This is a genomic window from Paenibacillus sp. V4I5 (assembly GCF_030817255.1).
Lineage (GTDB): Bacteria > Bacillota > Bacilli > Paenibacillales > NBRC-103111 > Paenibacillus_E.
Map to the genome: position 1 here is coordinate 128,563 of NZ_JAUSZB010000002.1, position 19,255 is coordinate 147,817.

Consider the following 19,255-nt stretch of genomic DNA (forward strand, 5'->3'; position numbering starts at 1 on the left):
TTTAAGGAGGGTTTCACAATGGGAGAAGAGAAAAAGGTAATCGTCTTCGCACTTGGAACGGAAGAGTACGGTGTGGAAGTTGAGAAAGTTAGAACGATCGAAAGAATGCAGCCAATGACGCGCGTACCTAAAGCGCCGGCCTTTATTAAAGGCGTTATTAATCTTCGTGGTGTTGTTATTCCAATTATTGATCTTCGCTCAAGATTCGGACTTGAAGAGCTAGTTAATTCAGATGCTACTCGTATCATCATCGTATCTGCCGGTGACTTTGAAGTTGGCCTTATCGTAGATTCTGCGAATGATGTTATCGATCTGGACACAGACAATATTGATAATCCACCGGAAATCGTGGGCGGTATCAAAGCCAAGTATTTGGATGGTATCGCACGCGTTGGCGAACAAAGATTGCTAGTTCTGCTGAATTTAGAGCAAGTATTGGATCGCAATGAAATTCAACAGCTAGAAAGAGTAGAGGAATAACTTGTGGATGTGTTTAGTCGCTTAGAGGATTTTCAAATGGATGTTCTCAAAGAAGTAGGTAACATAGGTGCGGGGCATGCAGCTACTGCCTTATCTACTTTGCTGGATAAGCCAATAGATATGCTTGTACCAAAGGTTAGAATGCTTCCTTTCGAAGAAATCTGCGAAAGTGTTGGCGGAGCAGAAACGGTTGTTCTTGCAATCTTCTTACGTGTTGATGGAGATGCGCCAGGGAATATGTTTTTTATCCTAGATTTAGATGCCGCCAAAAACATGTTAAGAGAATTGATTGGGTTACATATCGAAGATCAAGAAGAGTATTCAGAGCTGGAATTATCGGCTTTGAATGAAATCGGGAATATTCTTGCCGGTTCTTATTTATCCTCTCTTGCTGATTTCACGAATTTGAATATGCAGCCTACTGTCCCTGCGTTAGCAATTGACATGGCTGGTGCCATTTTAAGCTATGGTTTATTGCAATTTGGTCAAATGGGAGATCAAGCGCTTCTCATTGATACCAAATTTATGGAAGGGGAAAATGAAGTACAAGGGCATTTCTTCTTAATTCCTGATCCGGAATCGTTTGGCAAAATATTTTCGGCATTAGGGGTAGAGTCTCCATGACGTTAGATAATTTAGTTAAAGTAGGAATGGCTGACCTGAATGTTGCTCACCAGACAGGTGTATTGAAGACAACAGGGCTGGGTTCGTGTGTGGGTGTCACCTTATATGATAGCCGCGTAAAAGTGGCAGGTATGGCTCATGTGATGCTGCCTTCGTCCGAGATAGCTCGTGAAGGCTCGCTGAACCTTGCTAAATACGCGGATACGGCTATTCCTGAGTTAATATCCAGAATGGAAAAGCTCGGAGCTACTGTAAATAGGCTTGAAGCTAAGCTTGCAGGCGGTGCTCAAATGTTTGCATTTGCTGGAAATAATGATACGATGAGAATTGGTCCAAGAAATGTAGAATCTTGTAAGGAAATGTTGAATAAATACAAAATTCCGATTCGTGCTGAGGATACCGGGGCTAATTACGGTCGAACGATAGAATTCCATAGTGAAACCGGCATCCTGGTTATTCGAAGTGTCCAATTAGGAGTAAAGGAAATTTGATGATGATTGGAACCATTCGAATTAATGTCATCGTAGCATCATTGGCGGGCTTATTTACATTTGCCTTATCGATCGGCAATAATTTATTTCTTTCTACTTGTCTTAAAAGTGCATACAGCTTTCTTATTTTATTCGTTCTAACATTTGGTTTTAGATGGGTGTTGGGTGTAATGATAGGAGCTGAACATGCTGCAGGCGGAGCATCTTATGCGAATCCCGCGACAGAATCATCCGTTGGTCAATCATTGGATTTGACTACGCCAGATGAGGATGAGGAAACACGTGAGATGATGAAGGCTAACCTTGGCAGTAATAACTCTGTACGATCTAACGAAATGCAATTTTCACCACTGAATCCACCTAAGCTAGTCACCAAGAATAATTTGGACCCTGAACAACTGGCGGGTGCCTTAAGGCGAATGTCTGAAGACTAAGGATGGTGAAACATAAATCATGATCGAACAAAAGCAATCACAGCTAGTCAATATCGAGTTATGGAAGCAATGGAAGGAGCAGGGCTGGGTTCCCGCTAAGCAGTCGCTTATCGAGAGCTACTTGCCCTTAGTTGATTATGTTTCCGGACGTATGGCAATAGGACTTCCCAAAAGTGTTTCGAGAGAGGATCTATCGAGCTTTGGTGTGATGGGCCTTATCGATGCTGTGGAGAAATTTGACTATTCACGCGGACTACAATTCGAAACATATGCTTCTTGGAGAATTCGTGGTTCTATTATTGATGGACTTCGGCAAGGGGATTGGGTACCTCGTTCTGTGAGAGAAAAGGCTAAGAAGGTCGAAGATGCTTACCAGAAGCTAGAGCAGCAGTATCTACGTTCCGTTACGGATGCTGAGATCAGCAATTATTTGCAAATTAGTGAGCAAGATTTTCAGCAAATGCTTCAGGATATTTCGATTACAACTGTTTGTTCGATCGATGATCCCATCCGAGAGGAAGATTCGGAAACACGCCTTTCATTACTTGTTGACGAAAAGGCTAAGAACCCTGAGTTTCAAGTAAATGAGTTTTATTTGAAGGAATCTTTGGCGAAGGCTATTGAAAGATTAACGGAGAAAGAGAGAACGGTTGTCTCGTTATTCTATTTCGAAGAGCTGTCCTTAAGCGAAATTGCTGAGGTAATGTGCTTGTCTCCTTCTCGTATTTCACAATTACATTCGAAAGCAATTCTTCGGCTTAAAGGCGTACTAGGTCGATTTAAGACGCAATTATTTCAAGATACATAGCATACAATCAGAAGGTAATGAAAGGTGGTTTGTCTATGCTTGAGAGGAACATGCCTTTGGATTTTTACATTAGTATTTCCATCTCGGATGACAAATTAACAGCTTATTTGTTAATTAACAATGCTGATAACGACTTTCAAGTAACAGCAGGACAATTGGAAGAGTTAGCTCAAAGGAATCACATCGTTCACGGTTTAAACCGACCTTTACTTGCTCAAATAGCTGCAAATCCGAAACCTTTTTATCATCAAAAAGTAGCGATTGCAGCGGGGACGAAGGCAATAGAAGGCCAGAGCGGCTATATTAAATTTATATTTGATTTCGATGAGGATGAAAAAAAACCGCTGGAGCTGGATGACGGCAGAGTAAACTATAAAGAAGTTGTATCCCTTCATAATGTTAGAAAAGGACAGCTTATCGGGCAGCGTTTTCTGGCAACGGAAGGCACACCGGGAAGAGCGGTTACAGGCGAGACCCTTTTTACTAAAGCGGGGAAAGAAGCTAGATTTAAATTAGGCAAGAATGTGGTAACGGACGCTGAACAAATGGGCCTTTATTCTACTATTGATGGTATGGTGGTAAGAACAGATCGTGACAAAATTAATGTGTTTCCTGTCTATGAAGTGAATGGAAATGTTGATTATAATATTGGGAATATTGATTTTATCGGGACAGTGGTTATTCGAGGAAATGTCCTTCCTGGTTTTAAAATCCGTGCAGCTGGGGATATTCGTGTCACTGGTGGTGTGGAAGCGGCAGAACTGGAAGCCGAAGGTTCTATTGAAATTAGTGCAGGCATTGTAGGGCAGAATAAAGCACATGTCAAAGCAGGGAAGAATGTAAAAAGTTCCTTCATTCAGGATGCAATTGTTGAAGTCTCTGGAGAACTAACGGTTTCTCAGAGTATCATGCATTCAACGATTAGAGCAGGCAAGGCTGTAAACTGTAATGGTTCCAAAGGACTCATTGTTGGAGGCACCATACAAGCCGGGGAGCGTGTTACTGCGAGGACGATAGGGAATTCGATGTCAACGGCTACTGTTGTTGAAGTTGGTGTTCTACCTGAGCTTCGTAATGAAATGATTGATCTACGCAACCAATTAAAAGTGTATATGGAAAATATGGATAAAACGGATAAAGCGCTTACCTTATTAAATCAATTAGCAGCAGCAGGTCAACTAAGCACGGATAAAGTGGCCATGCGAATCAAGTTGACTCATACGAAAAAACAAGCTTTAGAAGAGCAAAATACCATTAAAGAGCGTATGTTTGAGATTGAGAAATCGTTAGAGGACTCCGAAAAAGCGAAGGTAGAAGTATTGTCTACCATTTATGGAGGAACGAAGATTGTCATTGGCCGGTATACGAAATTTGTCAAAGATCCAACAAACCGTATGACGTTCCGTTTAAGTGAAGGCGATATTTCCATGAGTGCCTATGTGTGAGTGAAGGAGAGGGTAAGCGATGAGTTTTAAAGCCATCGATTTACAGTTCGCTGTACACAAAAACGATGAAGCGGGCATCCGTCAAAATCAGCTTATGCAAAAACCGCGGCAGGACGAAACGATTTTGGAGAATCAAGCTGCTCAAACAACGGAGAAGGATCGTCATCGTAACAGCAAGCTTGAAGAGAGCGTTCGTACAGATATCAAGGATCATGGCGACCAGCGTCAGCAGTCTAATAAGGGGAACGCAAAGAACAAAGGTAAGACAGTTTCAGCTTCCCCTGAAGGCAGTCATCAGCCAGATCATCCATATAAAGGGCATCATATTGATTTATCCTTATAACAAGTTATCTCACATATAGAAAAAGGTGAACCCAATGGCTATGCAGCCGTGGATGTATGTCGTACTTCTAGGACTTATCTTGATTGTTTATGCACGTTTCCTGCCTAAGGAGCAAGCGTCAGCGTCCACTAAGAAGAACGTAGTCCAAGACATCGAGGAAACCATCGAGCATTTCGCTGCTGAGATGGACGAACAAAATCAAACGCTGCTCAATTTGTTCTCCAAAACGAAACAAGATTACGAGATAGAGCTTGCTAAGCTTGCAGGCAGACTGGAATCATTGGAAAAGCAAAAGCATGAACTGTCCCAGGAATTAACGAAAGTGCATGTCAATCATCAAATGAATCAAAGAACAAATGCGGCTACTGATATCTCGTCTGAAGCTCAGCATGCTGTAGACTCGAGTATACCTATTACTAATCCAGCCGATTCTGTTCAAGTTACATCCTCTGAACTTGCTGCAGCCTCTAAAGAATCGATAGTGGAAGAACCTATCTACACTGGATTGAGTATGAAGAGCAGATACAGTGAGCTATTTTCACTCCATGATCAAGGAAAAGGCGTCGAAGCCATTGCTAAGAAGCTAGGCATGAATAAAGGCGAGGTCAGTCTAATCCTTCAATTATCCAGACAGGAGGAAAGGGCCCGTGTTTAAAAATAGGTCGTACGTTTTTGGAATAGGGACTGGAATTATTGTAGGAGCCTTACTTCTGCAAATTATGTCTGTGCGGGCTAGTGCACCTGGTCAAATAGGCATTGCATTGGATGAAATGGATCCTCAGAAGTTAAAGGTTGAAGCTACGAAATACTACCAAGTATTCGATAAGAACACAAAAGTATATACACAAACTGAGTTCGATGCAGCAGTTTTGAAAAAGGTCAAAGAGGAAACAGACAAATTGACGGCAGCTAAACCTCAGGAACAGCCCAAAGCAAATACACCTGAAGCTACTCCGAAAATAATTATTTATGTACAGCCAAATCTTGATGCGACAGCTGTCAGTGAACTTCTTGTGAAATCTGGTATTATTACTGATCGGAAAGCTTTCGTTACGGAGCTTGAAAAACAAGGTGGCAACACCAAAATTCAAATCGGTTACCATGTTTTCGAGGGAGTTACGGATATCCCAAAAGTCGTGACCAATTTAATTACAGTTCAATAGATAGTCCGACAAATGGATCTTAATTATGAGGTCTGTTTTTGTTGTTTCTGTACATATAGATGCCATTTGAAGGGCAAAATGACTATTATGACAAAAGGTTGCATAGGCATTTCAGTTGTGGTATATTTATTCACGGTGTTAAAAACTCACGCCCGTCAATTTGCATAATGGTGCTTACTTTGGTAAGTTTTATGCAAAGATGCGACAGGCGGCGGATACCAAATAAACCATTTTAGAGGAGGGATTGGGGATGGCAGTTATCTCCATGAAACAGCTTTTAGAAGCTGGCGTACATTTCGGTCACCAAACACGTCGTTGGAACCCGAAAATGGACAAATACATCTTTACAGAAAGAAACGGTATTTACATTATCGATCTACAAAAAACGGTTAAAAAAGTTGAAGAAGCATACAACTTTGTTAAATCCGTTTCTGAAGATAATGGTACGATTCTTTTCGTAGGAACAAAAAAACAAGCACAAGATTCCGTTGCTGAAGAAGCAGAACGTTGCGGAATGTACTTCATCAACCAACGTTGGTTGGGTGGTACGCTAACAAACTTCCAAACGATTCAAAAGCGTATTGACCGTTTGAAAACTCTTGAAAGATGGGAAGAGGACGGTACTTTCGAAGTTCTTCCTAAGAAAGAAGTTATCATTCTCCGTAAAGAGAAAGATCGTCTTGAGAAATTCTTGGGCGGAATCAAGAACATGAAAGGTCTGCCTAGCGCACTTTTCATTATCGACCCACGCAAAGAGCGTATTGCTGTTGCGGAAGCTCGCAAATTGGGTATCCCAATCGTTGGTATCGTTGATACAAACTGCGATCCGGACGAAATTGATTACGTGATCCCAGGTAACGATGATGCGATTCGTGCCGTTAAGTTATTAACAGCAAAAATTGCTGATGCAGTTATCGAAGCACACCAAGGCGAGCAAACAACAGCTTAATCTATAGGAATGTGAAAAGGGTGGTTGGAAGGTGTAACAGCCTGTCACCACCCTTTTTTTAAAGAATCAAAGGTTTTACATACCAATAACAACTATCGGGAGGTTTCTTTCAATGGCAGTTACAGCAGCACAAGTGAAAGAGTTACGTGAAAAAACAGGCGCAGGAATGTTGGATTGTAAGAAAGCGCTTGAAGAAGCAAACGGGGATATCACCAAAGCAGGCGAATTGCTTCGCGAGAAAGGTCTTTCTGCTGCAGCTAACAAAGCAGGCCGTATTGCTACTGAAGGCGCAGTAGAATCTTACATTCACGCTGGCGGTAAAGTAGGCGTACTTGTTGAGATCAACTGTGAAACTGACTTCGTTGGTAAAACAGAGCAATTCCGTACTTTCTGCAGAGATATCGCAATGCATATCGCAGCAGCTAACCCGACTTATGTACGTCGTGAAGAAGTGCCTACAGAAGCTTTGGAGAAAGAAAAAGAAATTCTTCGTAACCAAGCTTTGAATGAAGGCAAACCAGAGAAAATCATTGACAAAATGGTTGAAGGCCGTATCGGTAAATACTACGAAGAGTTCTGTTTGATGGAGCAACAATTCGTTAAAGATCCAGACAAAACAATCGACCAATTGTTGAATGAAAAAATTTCAGCAATCGGCGAGAACATCTCCATTCGTCGTTTTGTACGTTTTGGCCTTGGTGAAGGTCTTGAGAAAAAACAAGAGAACTTTGCGGAAGAAGTTATGTCCCAAGTTAAACTATAATAGGCATTTAAAAAAGATGGAACACTTGGTGTTCCTTCTTTTTTAGCCAATAAGAGAGATCTTTTCAAGCATTGAAACGGAGGTTATACAAGTTGGGTCAACCTTTTTATAAAAGAATAGTGCTAAAATTGAGCGGCGAAGCTTTGGCAGGACAGCAGGGTTATGGCATTGATTCGGAAGTCATTACTTCCATTGCCCAACAGGTAAAGGATGTTGTGGAGTTAAATGTAGAAGTCGCTATTGTAGTGGGCGGTGGAAACATTTGGCGTGGTATTGCAGGTAGTGAGAAGGGTATGGATCGTGCGACAGCCGATTACATGGGTATGCTTGCAACTGTCATGAATTCATTGGCTCTGCAGGATGCACTAGAGAATCTCGATGTGCCTACAAGAGTTCAATCATCCATTACTATGCAGCAAGTGGCTGAACCATACATCCGCAGAAGAGCAATGCGTCACCTTGAAAAGGGGAGAGTTGTTATTTTCGCGGCAGGTACAGGGAATCCATACTTCTCAACGGATACAACTGCAGCTTTAAGAGCAGCTGAAATTGAAGCAGAAGTTATTCTCATGGCCAAAAATAAAGTGGATGGCGTATACTCAGCAGATCCTTTCAAAGATCCAACGGCGAAGAAATTTGAGACGTTAACCTATATGGAAGTTATCAGTAACAATCTTGGTGTCATGGATTCCACCGCATCTTCCCTTTGTATGGATAACAACATCCCGTTAGTGGTGTTCAATATCACAGAAAAAGGGAATATCAAACGAGTGGTCCTTGGCGAGAAAATTGGGACTACAGTTAAAGGGAGTGTCTAAACCATGCCACAATCAGTAAAAAAGAATGCAGAAGATCGGATGGATAAAGCAATTGGCGCATTGAGAAGAGACTTAACTTCTCTTCGTGCAGGCCGTGCTACGCCATCTTTATTAGATCGCATCCAAGTGGAATATTACGGAGCAATGACTCCTGTGAATCAACTTGCGAATTTAACAACACCTGATTCGCGTACTTTACTCATTCAGCCATGGGACAAAAGTTCGATGACATCGATTGAGAAAGCGATTATGAAGTCTGACTTAGGATTAACGCCATCTAATGACGGCTTGGTTATTCGAATTGTAATTCCAGCTTTAACAGAAGAGCGTCGTAGCGATCTTGTAAAAATGACGAAGAAATTTGGCGAAGAAGCAAAAATTGCTATTCGTAACATTCGTCGTGATGCCAACGATGAGATCAAAAAGTTAGAAAAAGCAGGGATATCCGAAGACGAGTCCCGCAAACATCAAGAAGATATCCAAAAGTTCACAGATAAATTCGTAGCTGAAGTTGAGAAAGTTTTGGCTGCTAAAGAAAAAGAAATCATGGAAGTATAAGATAGATATGCCCCCGGGTATTCGCTGGGGGTTTTTCATCTTTCCCTAGTTGGGAGGAACAACTGTGCTCAAGCTAATTAAGAAATGGTTAGGAATCAATGTTAAGTCTGTTTCTTCAGCTATACCAGCTATCGAATTAGACAAAGTGCCAGCACATGTCGCTATCATTATGGACGGGAACGGTCGTTGGGCTAAGCAAAGAGGCTTGCCTCGCGTAGCAGGGCATCATTCCGGCATGAAAAATGTTAAGAAAATTACAATGGCTGCAAATGAGATCGGTGTTAAGGTGCTAACGATGTATGCTTTTTCAACGGAAAATTGGAAAAGACCGAAGGAAGAAGTTGAATTTCTGATGAAACTTCCTCAAGAATTTTTTCCTTTAGAAATTGAAGAGCTGATTGAAAACAATGTTCGTATCCGAATGACTGGTTGGAAAGAAGGCTTACCTGATTACACACTCAAAGCGATTGAGGGAGCTATCGAACGGACGAAAGATAATACAGGACTCATTCTGAACTTTGCCTTGAATTATGGTGGGCGTAAAGAAATGATTGCTGGTGTTCAGGATATGATTCGTGATGTTCAAAATGGCAAACTACAAATAGAAGATTTGGATGAGGCAAGTTTTTCTTCCTATATGTTAACTTCGGATTTACCAGATCCAGACTTGTTAATTCGAACAAGTGGTGAGCTCAGACTAAGCAATTTTCTACTTTGGCAATTAGCATATTCGGAGCTTTGGTTTACGGAGGCATACTGGCCGGAATTCACGGAATCATTATTTATGCAAGCAATTGCAGAATATCAGCGCCGCGGGAGAAGATACGGAGGTATCTAATCACTTCGTATGTTTCCGGTGTGTGTTCATCTAGGGGGATTCAACTTGAAGCAAAGGATCGTCACGGGGGTCATTGCCGGGCTCGTTTTCATTACGTTATTAGTACTAGGTGGTTATTGGTACGCTGGGTTAATCGTGTTACTGTCAATAATCGGCTATCGTGAATATATGCAAATGAATGACTTCACGAAGTATAAATTAACAGCGGTTGTTGCTTTAATCTCCTTGTTATTCTTAACGGTACCGTGGGAGGCTTTTGGTGGTTCACTTCCCGTTTCTTCGACCGCCATTATTTGGCTGACCATGTTTGTTTTGCTTTTCATTACAGTCGCTTCAAAAAATACGATAACAATAGATCAGGTTTCTATTATTTTACTTGGAGTCATTTACATAGGTTTTGGATTCAATTATATGATTGCTGCACGCTTAATGGAGCATGGCTTATTTTGGTCAATAGTTGTGTTTGTATGTATTTGGGCTTCGGATTCAGGAGCTTATTTTGTCGGTTCGAAGCTGGGAAAACATCTTCTGTGGCCTCAAATCAGTCCTAAGAAGTCAATTGAAGGAGCTGTAGGTGGCGTCGTTATTTCGATGATTGCCGCACTAGGATTCGCCTTGTATGCACCGGATTTGCTTGGGTTTGGCAAAGCATTGATGCTTGGCTTCATAATTGCTGTTGTTGGACAAGTCGGAGACTTAATACAGTCGGCTTATAAGCGAGTAAAGGGTATAAAAGATACGGGAACCTTACTTCCCGGGCACGGTGGAGTACTCGATCGGATGGATAGTTGGCTTATCGTATTTCCATTTATTCATTGGCTTGGAATTCTTACTCACTAATAGTCATAGGCGAGGTGGAATATGATGAAACGGATTGCCATTCTGGGGTCTACAGGGTCTATTGGTACACAAACCTTAGATATTGCCCAGCATGCCCCAGATAAATTTCAAATTGAAGCATTATCTGGCGGTTATAATAGTCAATTATTGATTGAACAAGTTAAAAAGTTTCGCCCAAAAGTAGTATCCGTAGCGACCAAGGAGCTGGCCGACGAAGTTTCCAAGAATGTTTCGTCATCTACGAAGGTGTTATATGGTGAAGAGGGATTAATGGAAGTTGCTGCATCAACAGATGCAGACTTGGTTGTAACTGCTTTGGTAGGGAGTCAAGGACTTAAGCCTACGATGGCCGCGATTGAAGCTGGCAAACACATTGGACTCGCAAATAAGGAGACGTTAGTAAGTGCAGGGCACATTGTAAAGGATGCTATTCGTCGAAAAGGCGTATCTTTGCTGCCTATTGATAGTGAACATTCGGCTATATTTCAATGTTTGAATGGTGAGAATCGCTCACAGATTGCGAAGATTACGCTTACTGCTTCTGGGGGTTCCTTTCGAGATCGATCGCGAGAAGAATTAGAGGGAGTAACGGTCGAACAAGCCCTACAGCACCCGAATTGGTCGATGGGAGCCAAAATTACGATCGATTCAGCAACGATGGTCAATAAAGGTCTTGAGGTTATCGAGGCTCATTGGTTATTCGATCTGTCGTATGACGAAATAGATGTCCTCATCCATCCTGAAAGTGTCATTCATTCCTATGTTGAATTTGTTGACAATAGTGTTATTGCTCAGCTGGGTAATCCGGATATGCGTGTTCCTATCCAATACGCATTAACCTATCCAGATAGATACCCTACGCCTACCCATCGGTTAGATTTAGCAGCCATTGGCAAGCTTCATTTCCGTGAGATGGATTACAATCGGTATCCGTGTTTACGAATGGCATTTGAGAGCGGAAAACAGGGAGGTACTACACCTACTGTTTATAATGCAGCGAACGAAATCGCAGTTGCACGCTTCCTCAAAGGTGAGATTACGTTTTTGCAAATTGAGCAGATCATTGAAGCTGTTTTGCAGAAACACGAATCCCATTCTAAACCTCATCTAGACGTCATTCATGAGCAGGATATTTGGGCAAGAGCCTTTGCATCATCCATCGTTTTTTAATTTTATGAGAGCTTAGGTCAGCGAGGTTGGCTCGGCTCTTTTTTCAATCTATCAGCTAGGCGCTCAATAAAGTAAAGTCTAATTCAAACTCTCAGCTCGTATACTGTGCTAAAAGGGCATAGCTTGTATTCAGCAGTTCAATAATGTTAATCTAAGAACATGCTGTCCATAAGTGGATGCTTAGAAGGCAGGTTTTCAAACGAAAACGTTATGGTTTTTGCAAACATAGGTAAGTTTTCTGAAGAAAACTCGAAGGAGGAAATACGACTTGTCAGCCATAGAAGTTGGATTGAAGGTTATTTTGTTGTTTTTCGTTCTCGTTACGATTCATGAATGGGGTCATTTTTACTTTGCGAAACGTGCAGGCATCTTAGTTCGAGAATTTGCAATCGGCTTTGGACCCAAAATTTTCTCATATAAAAAAGGGGAAACTCGCTATACGTTGCGTATTCTGCCAATTGGCGGATTCGTTCGCATGGCAGGGGAAGACCCGGAACTTGTCCAAGTGAACCCTGGACAAACGGTTGCCGTTAAATTAAATAAACAAAATCAAGTTTCATCTCTTTATCTTGATCAACTAGATCGACGTTCGAATGTTATCATTGGTGTCGTGGAACAAATTGATTTAGAAAGAGCGCTTCAAGTTTCACTTGATGTTGACGGAGAAAGCGTTACTTATCCCATTGATCCACAAGCTATGATGGTGACCAAAGGGACAGAAACACAGATTGCTCCATATGATCGTCAGTTTGGTTCCAAAACGGTTGGCCAGAGAGCAATTGCTATTGTGATGGGCCCTGTGATGAACTTCATACTTGCGATTGTGTTATTCTTTATCGTTGTTATTATGTCGGGCGTATTTACGAACGTTAAGCTTGATTCCGTGCTTGCAGGTAAAGCCGGGGAGAAGTCAGGTCTCCACAAAGGGGATATCATCATATCGATTGATAATCAACCGATTGGTGATGACCGCGAGAAGCTTGTCACCTCGATTCAATCATCTGCAGGAAAGCCGATGACCTGGGTTGTGGATCGTTCAGGTAATCCAATTACTCTTCAGGTTACACCTGAAATGGAAGCAGGGGCCGGTAAGCTCGGTGTAGTCATTTCTGGGGATCGCAGAAGCGCAACCTTTAGCGAAGTGTTAACTGGCACATACGAACAAGTCGTTGGAACAACGATAGGCATTGTGACTGGTTTACAGAAGCTTGTGATGCTGCAGTTTAAACTTGATGATCTTGGCGGACCTGTCCGGACAGCTCAAGTATCAGCTGAGTTTGCCAAAATGGGAATAACTTACTTAATCTCATGGGCAGCTACATTAAGCCTGTATCTAGGTATATTTAATCTCCTGCCTATTCCAGCTTTAGATGGAAGCCGACTTCTATTTATGGGTCTAGAAGCATTACGCGGGAAGCCAATTGATCCGAATCGGGAAAGTATGGTTCATTTTGTTGGTTTTGCACTGCTAATGCTGCTCATGGTGGCGGTTACTTACAATGACATTTTAAGATTAATTAAGGGATAGTCCTAATTGTGTAGGAGGGTTTATGTCAAACGATAAACAGTTTGTTAAAGAGATTACACCACAGGGAGAGGATTTCTCCCGTTGGTACATTGATGTGATCAAGAAAGCTGATTTAATGAGCTATTCACCAGTGCGCGGCTGTATCGTGTTTAAACCGGACGGCTATGAAATATGGGAAAACATACAACGTGAACTCGATAGCAAATTCAAAGAAACGGGTCACCGGAACGCCTATTTCCCGTTATTTATTCCAGAGAGTTTTTTCCAGAAGGAAAAAGAACACGTAGAAGGCTTTAATCCAGAGCTGCCTTGGGTCACTGAAGCAGGCGGAGAGAAGCTCGAAGAACGTCTAGCTATTCGTCCAACTTCGGAAACGATGATTGGTCATATGTATTCGGAGTGGATCAATTCCTATCGCGATCTTCCCCTTTTGATTAATCAATGGGCTAACGTAGTTCGATGGGAGAAGCGCACATTGCCTTTCCTTCGAACTACGGAGTTCTTGTGGCAGGAAGGCCATACGGCTCATGAGGATGAGCAGGATGCACGCCGTGAAACGATGCAGATGTTGGATGTTTATCGCCAATTTGCGGAAGATTTCTTAGCAATCCCAGTTATTGTTGGGCAGAAGACTCCTTCTGAGAAATTCGCGGGTGCTATCGATACTTTCTCTATTGAGGCGATGATGAAAGATGGGAAAGCGGTGCAAGCTGGCACATCTCACTATTTGGGTACGAATTTTGCAGTCGCTTTCGATATTAAGTTCTTGGACCGTGAAAATCAGCATCAATTTGCTCATACGACTTCATGGGGAGTTAGTACTCGACTTATCGGTGCGCTTATCATGGTTCATGGCGATGATCGTGGGTTGGTATTGCCACCTAAAGTTGCCCCAACTCAAGTCATCATGATTCCGATTGGTCCTCCAAAAACACGGGAACAAGTTATTGGACGGGTAGACGAATTGTATGCAGAGCTTAAGAAAGCAGGCGTTCGAGTTAAAGTGGATGACCGAGCCGACCAAAGCCCAGGTTGGAAATTCAATGAATATGAAATGCGCGGTATACCGATCCGTGTTGAATTAGGACCTCGTGACATGGAAAATGGACAAGTTGTTCTCGTCTCTCGTGTAAGCGGGGAGAAGAAAACAGTTCTGCAAACTGACTTCGTTCAGGAAGTTCAAAATTTACTTGCTGAGATTCATCAGCAGATGTATGATAAAGCGAAGCAGTTCCGTGACGATCATTACATTGCGGTAGATTCTATTGATGAGTTCAAAACATTCCTAGAGACGAAACGCGGATTTGCATTGGCCGGCTGGTGCGGGTCTAGCGTTTGTGAAGATCAAGTGAAGGAAGAGACGGGGGCAACAAGCCGAAATATTCCATTCACACCTTCAGAAACGAAATCAACATGTCTGGTTTGCGGCGATGCCGCTAAACATACGGTCGTTTTTGGCCGAAGTTATTAATTACAATCAAGGGCAAATGGAAGCAACAATTCCATTGCCCTTCGTATTTTTATGGGGAGGCTGTTCATGAGTAATTTGGCTGATAAACGGAATCGCTTTGAGCTTTTGATGCAGCAAGCCGAGATTCCAGCCGATATCGTGCGGTCATTTTTTGCGGAAGGCTACATCGAGCAAGTAGAAATTAGTCGAAAAAATCGCGACTGGACCTTTTATTTGGTGAAAAATGAAATAGTGCCTCAAAATATTTATCGGTCTTTTTGTAAAATGATTCAAGAGAAGTTCGCTCAAATTGCGAAGATTCGTTTTATTTGGAAATATGAGCAAGTAGAACCCGCTGCTTTGGTGGATGAATACTGGAGTCTATTTATGGAGTGGCTGCAGCGTGAAGTAGCATCGATTAATGGTTGGATGTCCAAAGCAAGGTTTGAGGTACAAGGTCATACGCTAACGCTAATAATGCTAGATCAGATTGGACTTGAACTTGCTAAAAAGAAAAATGTAGATATGTTCATACGGAACTTTTTTCATAACTTTTTTCAAACAGAATTAAACGTAAAGTATGCGATTAGTGATTCCACTGAGATCGAAGCTGAGTATGAGAAATTTGCGAAGCGTCGCGAGCAAGGCGAGAAGACCATCACCCAAGAGATCATGATGTCCATCGACATGGAAGAAGAAGCATCCTCATTACCAGATACGGATCTCAAGCTTGTTATGGGCTACGATATCAAAGAGGTGCCAACACCACTCAAGGACATTCAAGAAGAAGAGAAGAAAGTAACGGTTCAGGGTACCGTATTTGGACTAGACGTCAAGGAATTGAGAAATGGAAACACATTATTTACATTTAACCTGACCGATTTTACAGATTCTTTGGCGATGAAAGTATTTGCGAAAACCAAAGATGACGTGAAAATTATGAGCCTTCTTGCAAATGGAACATGGATTAGAGCGAGAGGGAAGGTCGAGTATGATCGTTTCATGCAAATTCCTGAACTTGTCATGATTCCGAATGACCTGAATGAAGTCATGGCTCCCAAGGATCGGATGGACGATGCAGCTGAGAAGCGTGTTGAGTTTCATTTGCACACGACCATGAGTACCATGGATGCTTTGACACCTATTGATCAATATGTGAAAATGGCGGCTAAATGGGGACATAAAGCCATCGCGGTTACGGATCATAGTAACATTCAGTGTTTCCCTGATGCAGGAAAAGCAGCCAAAAAGCACGGAATTAAAGTGATTTATGGTGTGGAAGCAAACGTTGTGAATGACTCTGTTCCTATTGTAATGAATGGTAGAGATATGGATCTGAAGCAAGCAACTTATGTGATATTCGACGTAGAGACAACGGGGCTTTCTGTTACCAATAACCGAATTATCGAGCTTGCAGGTGTTAAAATGCAGGACGGTAAAGAAATTGATCGGTTTGCAACGTTCATTAATCCTCACGAGAAAATTCCTTATAACATTCAACAATTGACGAACATTAACGATGAAATGGTAAAAGATGCACCAGATATCGAGGATGAGCTACCTAAGTTTATTGAGTTTGTCGGTGATTGTGTTCTCGTAGCCCATAATGCACGATTTGATATGGGTTTCCTTCAAGCGAATTTGAAACGTATGGGATTGCCAGAGGTTACGAACTCCGTACTGGATACCCTAGAGCTTGCTAGATTTTTATTCCCTTCAATGAAGAACCATCGATTGAATACCTTGTCGGATAAATTTAAAGTAGGCTTGGACAACCATCACCGGGCGATTGATGACTCTATTGCATTAGGTTTTGTTTTATATCATTTAATTAATGAGGCTAATGATCGACAAATAACGAATCTTGCTAAATTGAATGATTATGTAGGAAAAGATTTGTCTAATCAGCGTCCTTTCCATTGTTGTGTTTACGCGCTAAATGCCGTTGGGAAGAAGAACTTATTCAAACTTATATCCTTATCCCATACAACCTATTTGCAGCGGTCTGCTACGATTCCCAAAAGTGTTCTAGTAGAGCATAGAGAAGGTCTTCTTATCACCTCGGGCTGTGAAAAAGGGGAATTCTTTGAAGCTGTTCTAAATAAATCAATCGAAGAAGCCGAACAAGTGGCTGAGTTCTATGACATTCTTGAGATTCAACCTGTGAGCTATAACATGCATCTGGTAGAGAAGGGCCTTGTTGGGAGCGTCGAAGATTTAGAAAATGCTGTACGACGTGTTTGTGAAATTGGTTATAAGACAGGTAAACCGGTTATTGCTACAGGGAATGCTCATTATCTGAATCCTCGTGAGAAAGTATGCAGGGATATTGCCATTAATGGAATTACCGGGTTTAGTCCACTTAAAGCTATGAAAAAACCGGATGCTCATTTCCGTACGACCAAAGAGATGCTGGAAGAATTCAAGTTTCTTGGTGAAGAAAAGGCGATTGAGGTTGTTATTCGCAGTACGAATGATCTAGCGGATCGCTTTGAAGTTATTGAGCTTTTCCCTGACAAGCTGTTTACACCTATCATTGAAGGTGCCGACGAAGAAATTCGTACCACCTGTTACCATACAGCGAAGAAAATGTATGGGGATGAACTTCCGGAAGTCATTATCGCCCGGCTTGAGAAAGAGCTTGTTCCGATTATTAAGTTCGGTTTCTCTGCCAACTATTTGATTTCCGAACGTCTTGTGAAAAAGTCGAATGCGGACGGTTATCTCGTAGGTTCAAGGGGTTCCGTTGGTTCTTCCGTGGTTGCGATGATGTTAGGCATTTCCGAGGTTAATCCGCTGCCTCCTCATTATATATGTGTATCTTGTCAGCATAGTGAGTGGTTCCTGGACGGGAGCGTTCCGAGTGGATTCGATCTTCCTAATAAAGTTTGCCCGAATTGCGGGGGGAATTTAAAAGGTGACGGTCACGACATTCCGTTTGAGACATTTCTTGGCTTTAAAGGGGACAAGGTTCCCGATATCGATTTGAACTTCTCTGGCGTTTATCAACCGATTGCGCATAATTTTACGAAAGAAATTTTTGGTGAGAAGAATGTATTCCGTGCGGGTACCATCGGTACTGTCGCTGAGAAGACGGCATTCGGATTCGTCAAGAAGTATGAAGAAGAGCAAGGCCAGAAGTGGCGAGGTGCTGAAATTAGCCGATTGGCTGCTGGCTGTACTGGGGTTAAGCGAAGCACGGGGCAGCATCCCGGCGGTATTGTCGTTGTACCGGATTATATGGAAGTTGATGATATCACACCCGTTCAATACCCAGCTGATGATAAGAATTCGGAATGGAAAACGACCCATTTTGATTATCATGCCTTTGACGCCAATTTGCTGAAACTTGATATTCTCGGACACGACGACCCGACGATGATGCGGATGCTGCAAGATTTAACAGGCATTGATCCAACGACCATCCCTATGAATGATGCGAAAGCGATGAGTATTTTCAACTCAACAGAAGCGATTGGGGTCAGACCGGATCAAATTCGATCTCCAGTAGCGACTTACGGTGTTCCAGAAATGGGAACCAAGTTCGTTCGTCAGATGCTTCAGGAAACACAGCCAAGCTCCTTTGCCGATTTACTGCAAATTTCTGGTTTGTCACATGGAACGGGTGTTTGGCTTGGAAATGCACAGGAGTTAATTAAAAAAGGGATATGTAACATTAAGACAGTTATTGGCTGTCGGGATGATATCATGCTCTTCTTAATTTATAAGGCAGGAATGGATGCAGGTCTTGCTTTCAAAATTACCGAGAGTGTTCGTAAAGGTAAGGGGCTTACAGATGAATGGAAAGATGAGATGAAACGCTGTAATGTGCCAGCTTGGTATATTGAATCTTGTGAACGGATTGAATATATGTTTCCAAAGGCGCATGCTGCTGCTTATGTTATCTCTGCTGTTCGTACTGCTTACTTTAAGGTTTATCATCCGATAGCGTACTATGCGACTTATTTTAGTGTTCGTGCGGCTGACTTTGACTTAGAGCTTCTGTGCCAAGGATATGATGCCATTCTTAAAAAGTTGATTGAGATTGAAGAGAAAGGCTTCCAAGCGCTGCCGAAAGAAAAAGCGATGGTTTCCATTTTGGAGATGTCCCTCGAAATGACGTCTCGTGGCTTCAGTTTCAAACCGATTGATATCTATCGTTCGGATGCGACGCGGTTTATTATCGATGGTACGTCACTTATCCCGCCATTTGCAGCAATGTCAGGTATCGGAGATAACGCAGCCAAAAATATTGCCGCTGCTAAAGAGGAGGGCGACTTCCTCTCCATCGAAGATTTCCAAAATCGATCCAAAGCCTCAAAGACGGTCATTGAGATGCTCAGCGCGATGGGATGTTTCCGCGGGCTGCCGGAATCGAATCAATTGTCCTTATTCTAAGCTTCCGAAGTCAGTTTTTCTAAGAAAAACTTTTAGCTGTCAAGTGAAAATGATTAACAAGTTTGCTATTGTAATGCAAAGAATGGTTATGGTATAATTTTTATTGGCAATAATGAGGATATCATCTTGTGATTAAAGAGTGGGGAAACCCACTC

General features: G+C 42.2%; 19 protein-coding genes. All 19 read left to right on the forward strand.

Translation table 11 applies throughout. The features are described from left to right. The first annotated feature begins 18 nt into the window (after positions 1-18). The 19 genes from QFZ78_RS02425 (at position 19) to QFZ78_RS02515 (ending at position 19,100) form a co-directional block, all read left to right on the forward strand. Positions 19-480: a chemotaxis protein CheW gene (locus QFZ78_RS02425; RefSeq protein WP_307545125.1), complete on the forward strand. Its 462-nt coding sequence runs from the start codon at positions 19-21 to the stop codon at positions 478-480. A 36-nt stretch (positions 481-516) separates the two neighbouring features. Beyond that, the gene (locus QFZ78_RS02430; protein WP_373460110.1) at positions 517-1,104 is read left to right on the forward strand and encodes a chemotaxis protein CheC; all 588 of its coding nucleotides are present in this window, start codon (positions 517-519) and stop codon (positions 1,102-1,104) included. After that, complete coding sequence (locus tag QFZ78_RS02435) at positions 1,101-1,595, forward strand: chemotaxis protein CheD (protein WP_307545127.1); 495 nt, start codon at positions 1,101-1,103, stop codon at positions 1,593-1,595. The genes QFZ78_RS02430 and QFZ78_RS02435 overlap by 4 nt, the downstream gene beginning before the upstream one ends. Continuing rightward, positions 1,592-2,029, forward strand: coding sequence for a hypothetical protein (locus QFZ78_RS02440; protein WP_307545128.1), 438 nt, complete (start codon positions 1,592-1,594; stop codon positions 2,027-2,029). Before QFZ78_RS02435 ends, QFZ78_RS02440 begins: the two co-directional genes overlap by 4 nt. 19 nt (positions 2,030-2,048) lie before the next feature. After that, positions 2,049-2,837 (forward strand): FliA/WhiG family RNA polymerase sigma factor, encoded by a 789-nt coding sequence (locus QFZ78_RS02445; RefSeq protein WP_307545129.1) that lies wholly within the window; start codon positions 2,049-2,051, stop codon positions 2,835-2,837. Between the two features lie 35 nt (positions 2,838-2,872). Next, the gene (locus QFZ78_RS02450) at positions 2,873-4,282 is read left to right on the forward strand and encodes a flagellar assembly protein A (protein WP_307545130.1); all 1,410 of its coding nucleotides are present in this window, start codon (positions 2,873-2,875) and stop codon (positions 4,280-4,282) included. 19 nt (positions 4,283-4,301) lie between these two features. Next, positions 4,302-4,625, forward strand: a complete 324-nt coding sequence (locus QFZ78_RS02455) for a hypothetical protein (RefSeq protein ID WP_307545131.1) — start codon at positions 4,302-4,304, stop codon at positions 4,623-4,625. A gap of 34 nt (positions 4,626-4,659) precedes the next feature. After that, positions 4,660-5,280 (forward strand): DUF6115 domain-containing protein, encoded by a 621-nt coding sequence (locus tag QFZ78_RS02460; RefSeq protein WP_307545132.1) that lies wholly within the window; start codon positions 4,660-4,662, stop codon positions 5,278-5,280. Next, entirely contained in the window at positions 5,273-5,788 is a 516-nt protein-coding gene (locus tag QFZ78_RS02465; RefSeq protein WP_307545133.1) for a hypothetical protein, read from the forward strand. Before QFZ78_RS02460 ends, QFZ78_RS02465 begins: the two co-directional genes overlap by 8 nt. 250 nt (positions 5,789-6,038) lie before the next feature. Beyond that, positions 6,039-6,737, forward strand: coding sequence for a 30S ribosomal protein S2 (gene rpsB / locus QFZ78_RS02470; RefSeq protein WP_029195233.1), 699 nt, complete (start codon positions 6,039-6,041; stop codon positions 6,735-6,737). A 112-nt stretch (positions 6,738-6,849) separates the two neighbouring features. After that, positions 6,850-7,500: a translation elongation factor Ts gene (gene tsf, locus QFZ78_RS02475; RefSeq protein WP_307443477.1), complete on the forward strand. Its 651-nt coding sequence runs from the start codon at positions 6,850-6,852 to the stop codon at positions 7,498-7,500. A 92-nt stretch (positions 7,501-7,592) separates the two neighbouring features. Beyond that, positions 7,593-8,318, forward strand: a complete 726-nt coding sequence (gene pyrH / locus QFZ78_RS02480; protein ID WP_029195235.1) for a UMP kinase — start codon at positions 7,593-7,595, stop codon at positions 8,316-8,318. A 3-nt stretch (positions 8,319-8,321) separates the two neighbouring features. Further along, a complete protein-coding gene (frr, locus tag QFZ78_RS02485; RefSeq protein ID WP_029195236.1) occupies positions 8,322-8,876 on the forward strand; it encodes a ribosome recycling factor in 555 nt (184 codons plus the stop codon). A gap of 64 nt (positions 8,877-8,940) precedes the next feature. Further along, positions 8,941-9,714, forward strand: coding sequence for an undecaprenyl pyrophosphate synthase (locus QFZ78_RS02490; RefSeq protein ID WP_029195237.1), 774 nt, complete (start codon positions 8,941-8,943; stop codon positions 9,712-9,714). 45 nt (positions 9,715-9,759) lie between these two features. Then, positions 9,760-10,554 carry a phosphatidate cytidylyltransferase gene (locus QFZ78_RS02495; RefSeq protein WP_307545134.1) on the forward strand — a complete coding sequence of 265 codons (795 nt, stop codon included), beginning with the start codon at positions 9,760-9,762 and terminating at the stop codon, positions 10,552-10,554. A 24-nt stretch (positions 10,555-10,578) separates the two neighbouring features. Further along, the gene (locus tag QFZ78_RS02500; protein WP_307555428.1) at positions 10,579-11,724 is read left to right on the forward strand and encodes a 1-deoxy-D-xylulose-5-phosphate reductoisomerase; all 1,146 of its coding nucleotides are present in this window, start codon (positions 10,579-10,581) and stop codon (positions 11,722-11,724) included. A 268-nt stretch (positions 11,725-11,992) separates the two neighbouring features. Further along, positions 11,993-13,252, forward strand: a complete 1,260-nt coding sequence (gene rseP, locus QFZ78_RS02505) for an RIP metalloprotease RseP (RefSeq protein ID WP_307545135.1) — start codon at positions 11,993-11,995, stop codon at positions 13,250-13,252. A 22-nt stretch (positions 13,253-13,274) separates the two neighbouring features. Continuing rightward, positions 13,275-14,723: a proline--tRNA ligase gene (proS, locus tag QFZ78_RS02510; RefSeq protein ID WP_307545136.1), complete on the forward strand. Its 1,449-nt coding sequence runs from the start codon at positions 13,275-13,277 to the stop codon at positions 14,721-14,723. A gap of 66 nt (positions 14,724-14,789) precedes the next feature. Continuing rightward, complete coding sequence (locus tag QFZ78_RS02515) at positions 14,790-19,100, forward strand: PolC-type DNA polymerase III (protein WP_307545137.1); 4,311 nt, start codon at positions 14,790-14,792, stop codon at positions 19,098-19,100. Positions 19,101-19,255 lie beyond the last annotated feature (155 nt).

Coding starts and splice junctions, on each gene's coding strand:
- frr (WP_029195236.1), top strand. CDS start 8,322: ATGCCACAATCAGTAAAAAAGAATGCAGAAGATCGGATGGATAAAGCA.
- QFZ78_RS02515 (WP_307545137.1), top strand. CDS start 14,790: ATGAGTAATTTGGCTGATAAACGGAATCGCTTTGAGCTTTTGATGCAG.
- QFZ78_RS02460 (WP_307545132.1), top strand. CDS start 4,660: ATGGCTATGCAGCCGTGGATGTATGTCGTACTTCTAGGACTTATCTTG.
- proS (WP_307545136.1), top strand. CDS start 13,275: ATGTCAAACGATAAACAGTTTGTTAAAGAGATTACACCACAGGGAGAG.
- QFZ78_RS02500 (WP_307555428.1), top strand. CDS start 10,579: ATGAAACGGATTGCCATTCTGGGGTCTACAGGGTCTATTGGTACACAA.
- QFZ78_RS02430 (WP_373460110.1), top strand. CDS start 517: ATGGATGTTCTCAAAGAAGTAGGTAACATAGGTGCGGGGCATGCAGCT.
- tsf (WP_307443477.1), top strand. CDS start 6,850: ATGGCAGTTACAGCAGCACAAGTGAAAGAGTTACGTGAAAAAACAGGC.
- QFZ78_RS02445 (WP_307545129.1), top strand. CDS start 2,049: ATGATCGAACAAAAGCAATCACAGCTAGTCAATATCGAGTTATGGAAG.
- rpsB (WP_029195233.1), top strand. CDS start 6,039: ATGGCAGTTATCTCCATGAAACAGCTTTTAGAAGCTGGCGTACATTTC.
- QFZ78_RS02435 (WP_307545127.1), top strand. CDS start 1,101: ATGACGTTAGATAATTTAGTTAAAGTAGGAATGGCTGACCTGAATGTT.
- QFZ78_RS02455 (WP_307545131.1), top strand. CDS start 4,302: ATGAGTTTTAAAGCCATCGATTTACAGTTCGCTGTACACAAAAACGAT.
- QFZ78_RS02450 (WP_307545130.1), top strand. CDS start 2,873: ATGCTTGAGAGGAACATGCCTTTGGATTTTTACATTAGTATTTCCATC.
- QFZ78_RS02425 (WP_307545125.1), top strand. CDS start 19: ATGGGAGAAGAGAAAAAGGTAATCGTCTTCGCACTTGGAACGGAAGAG.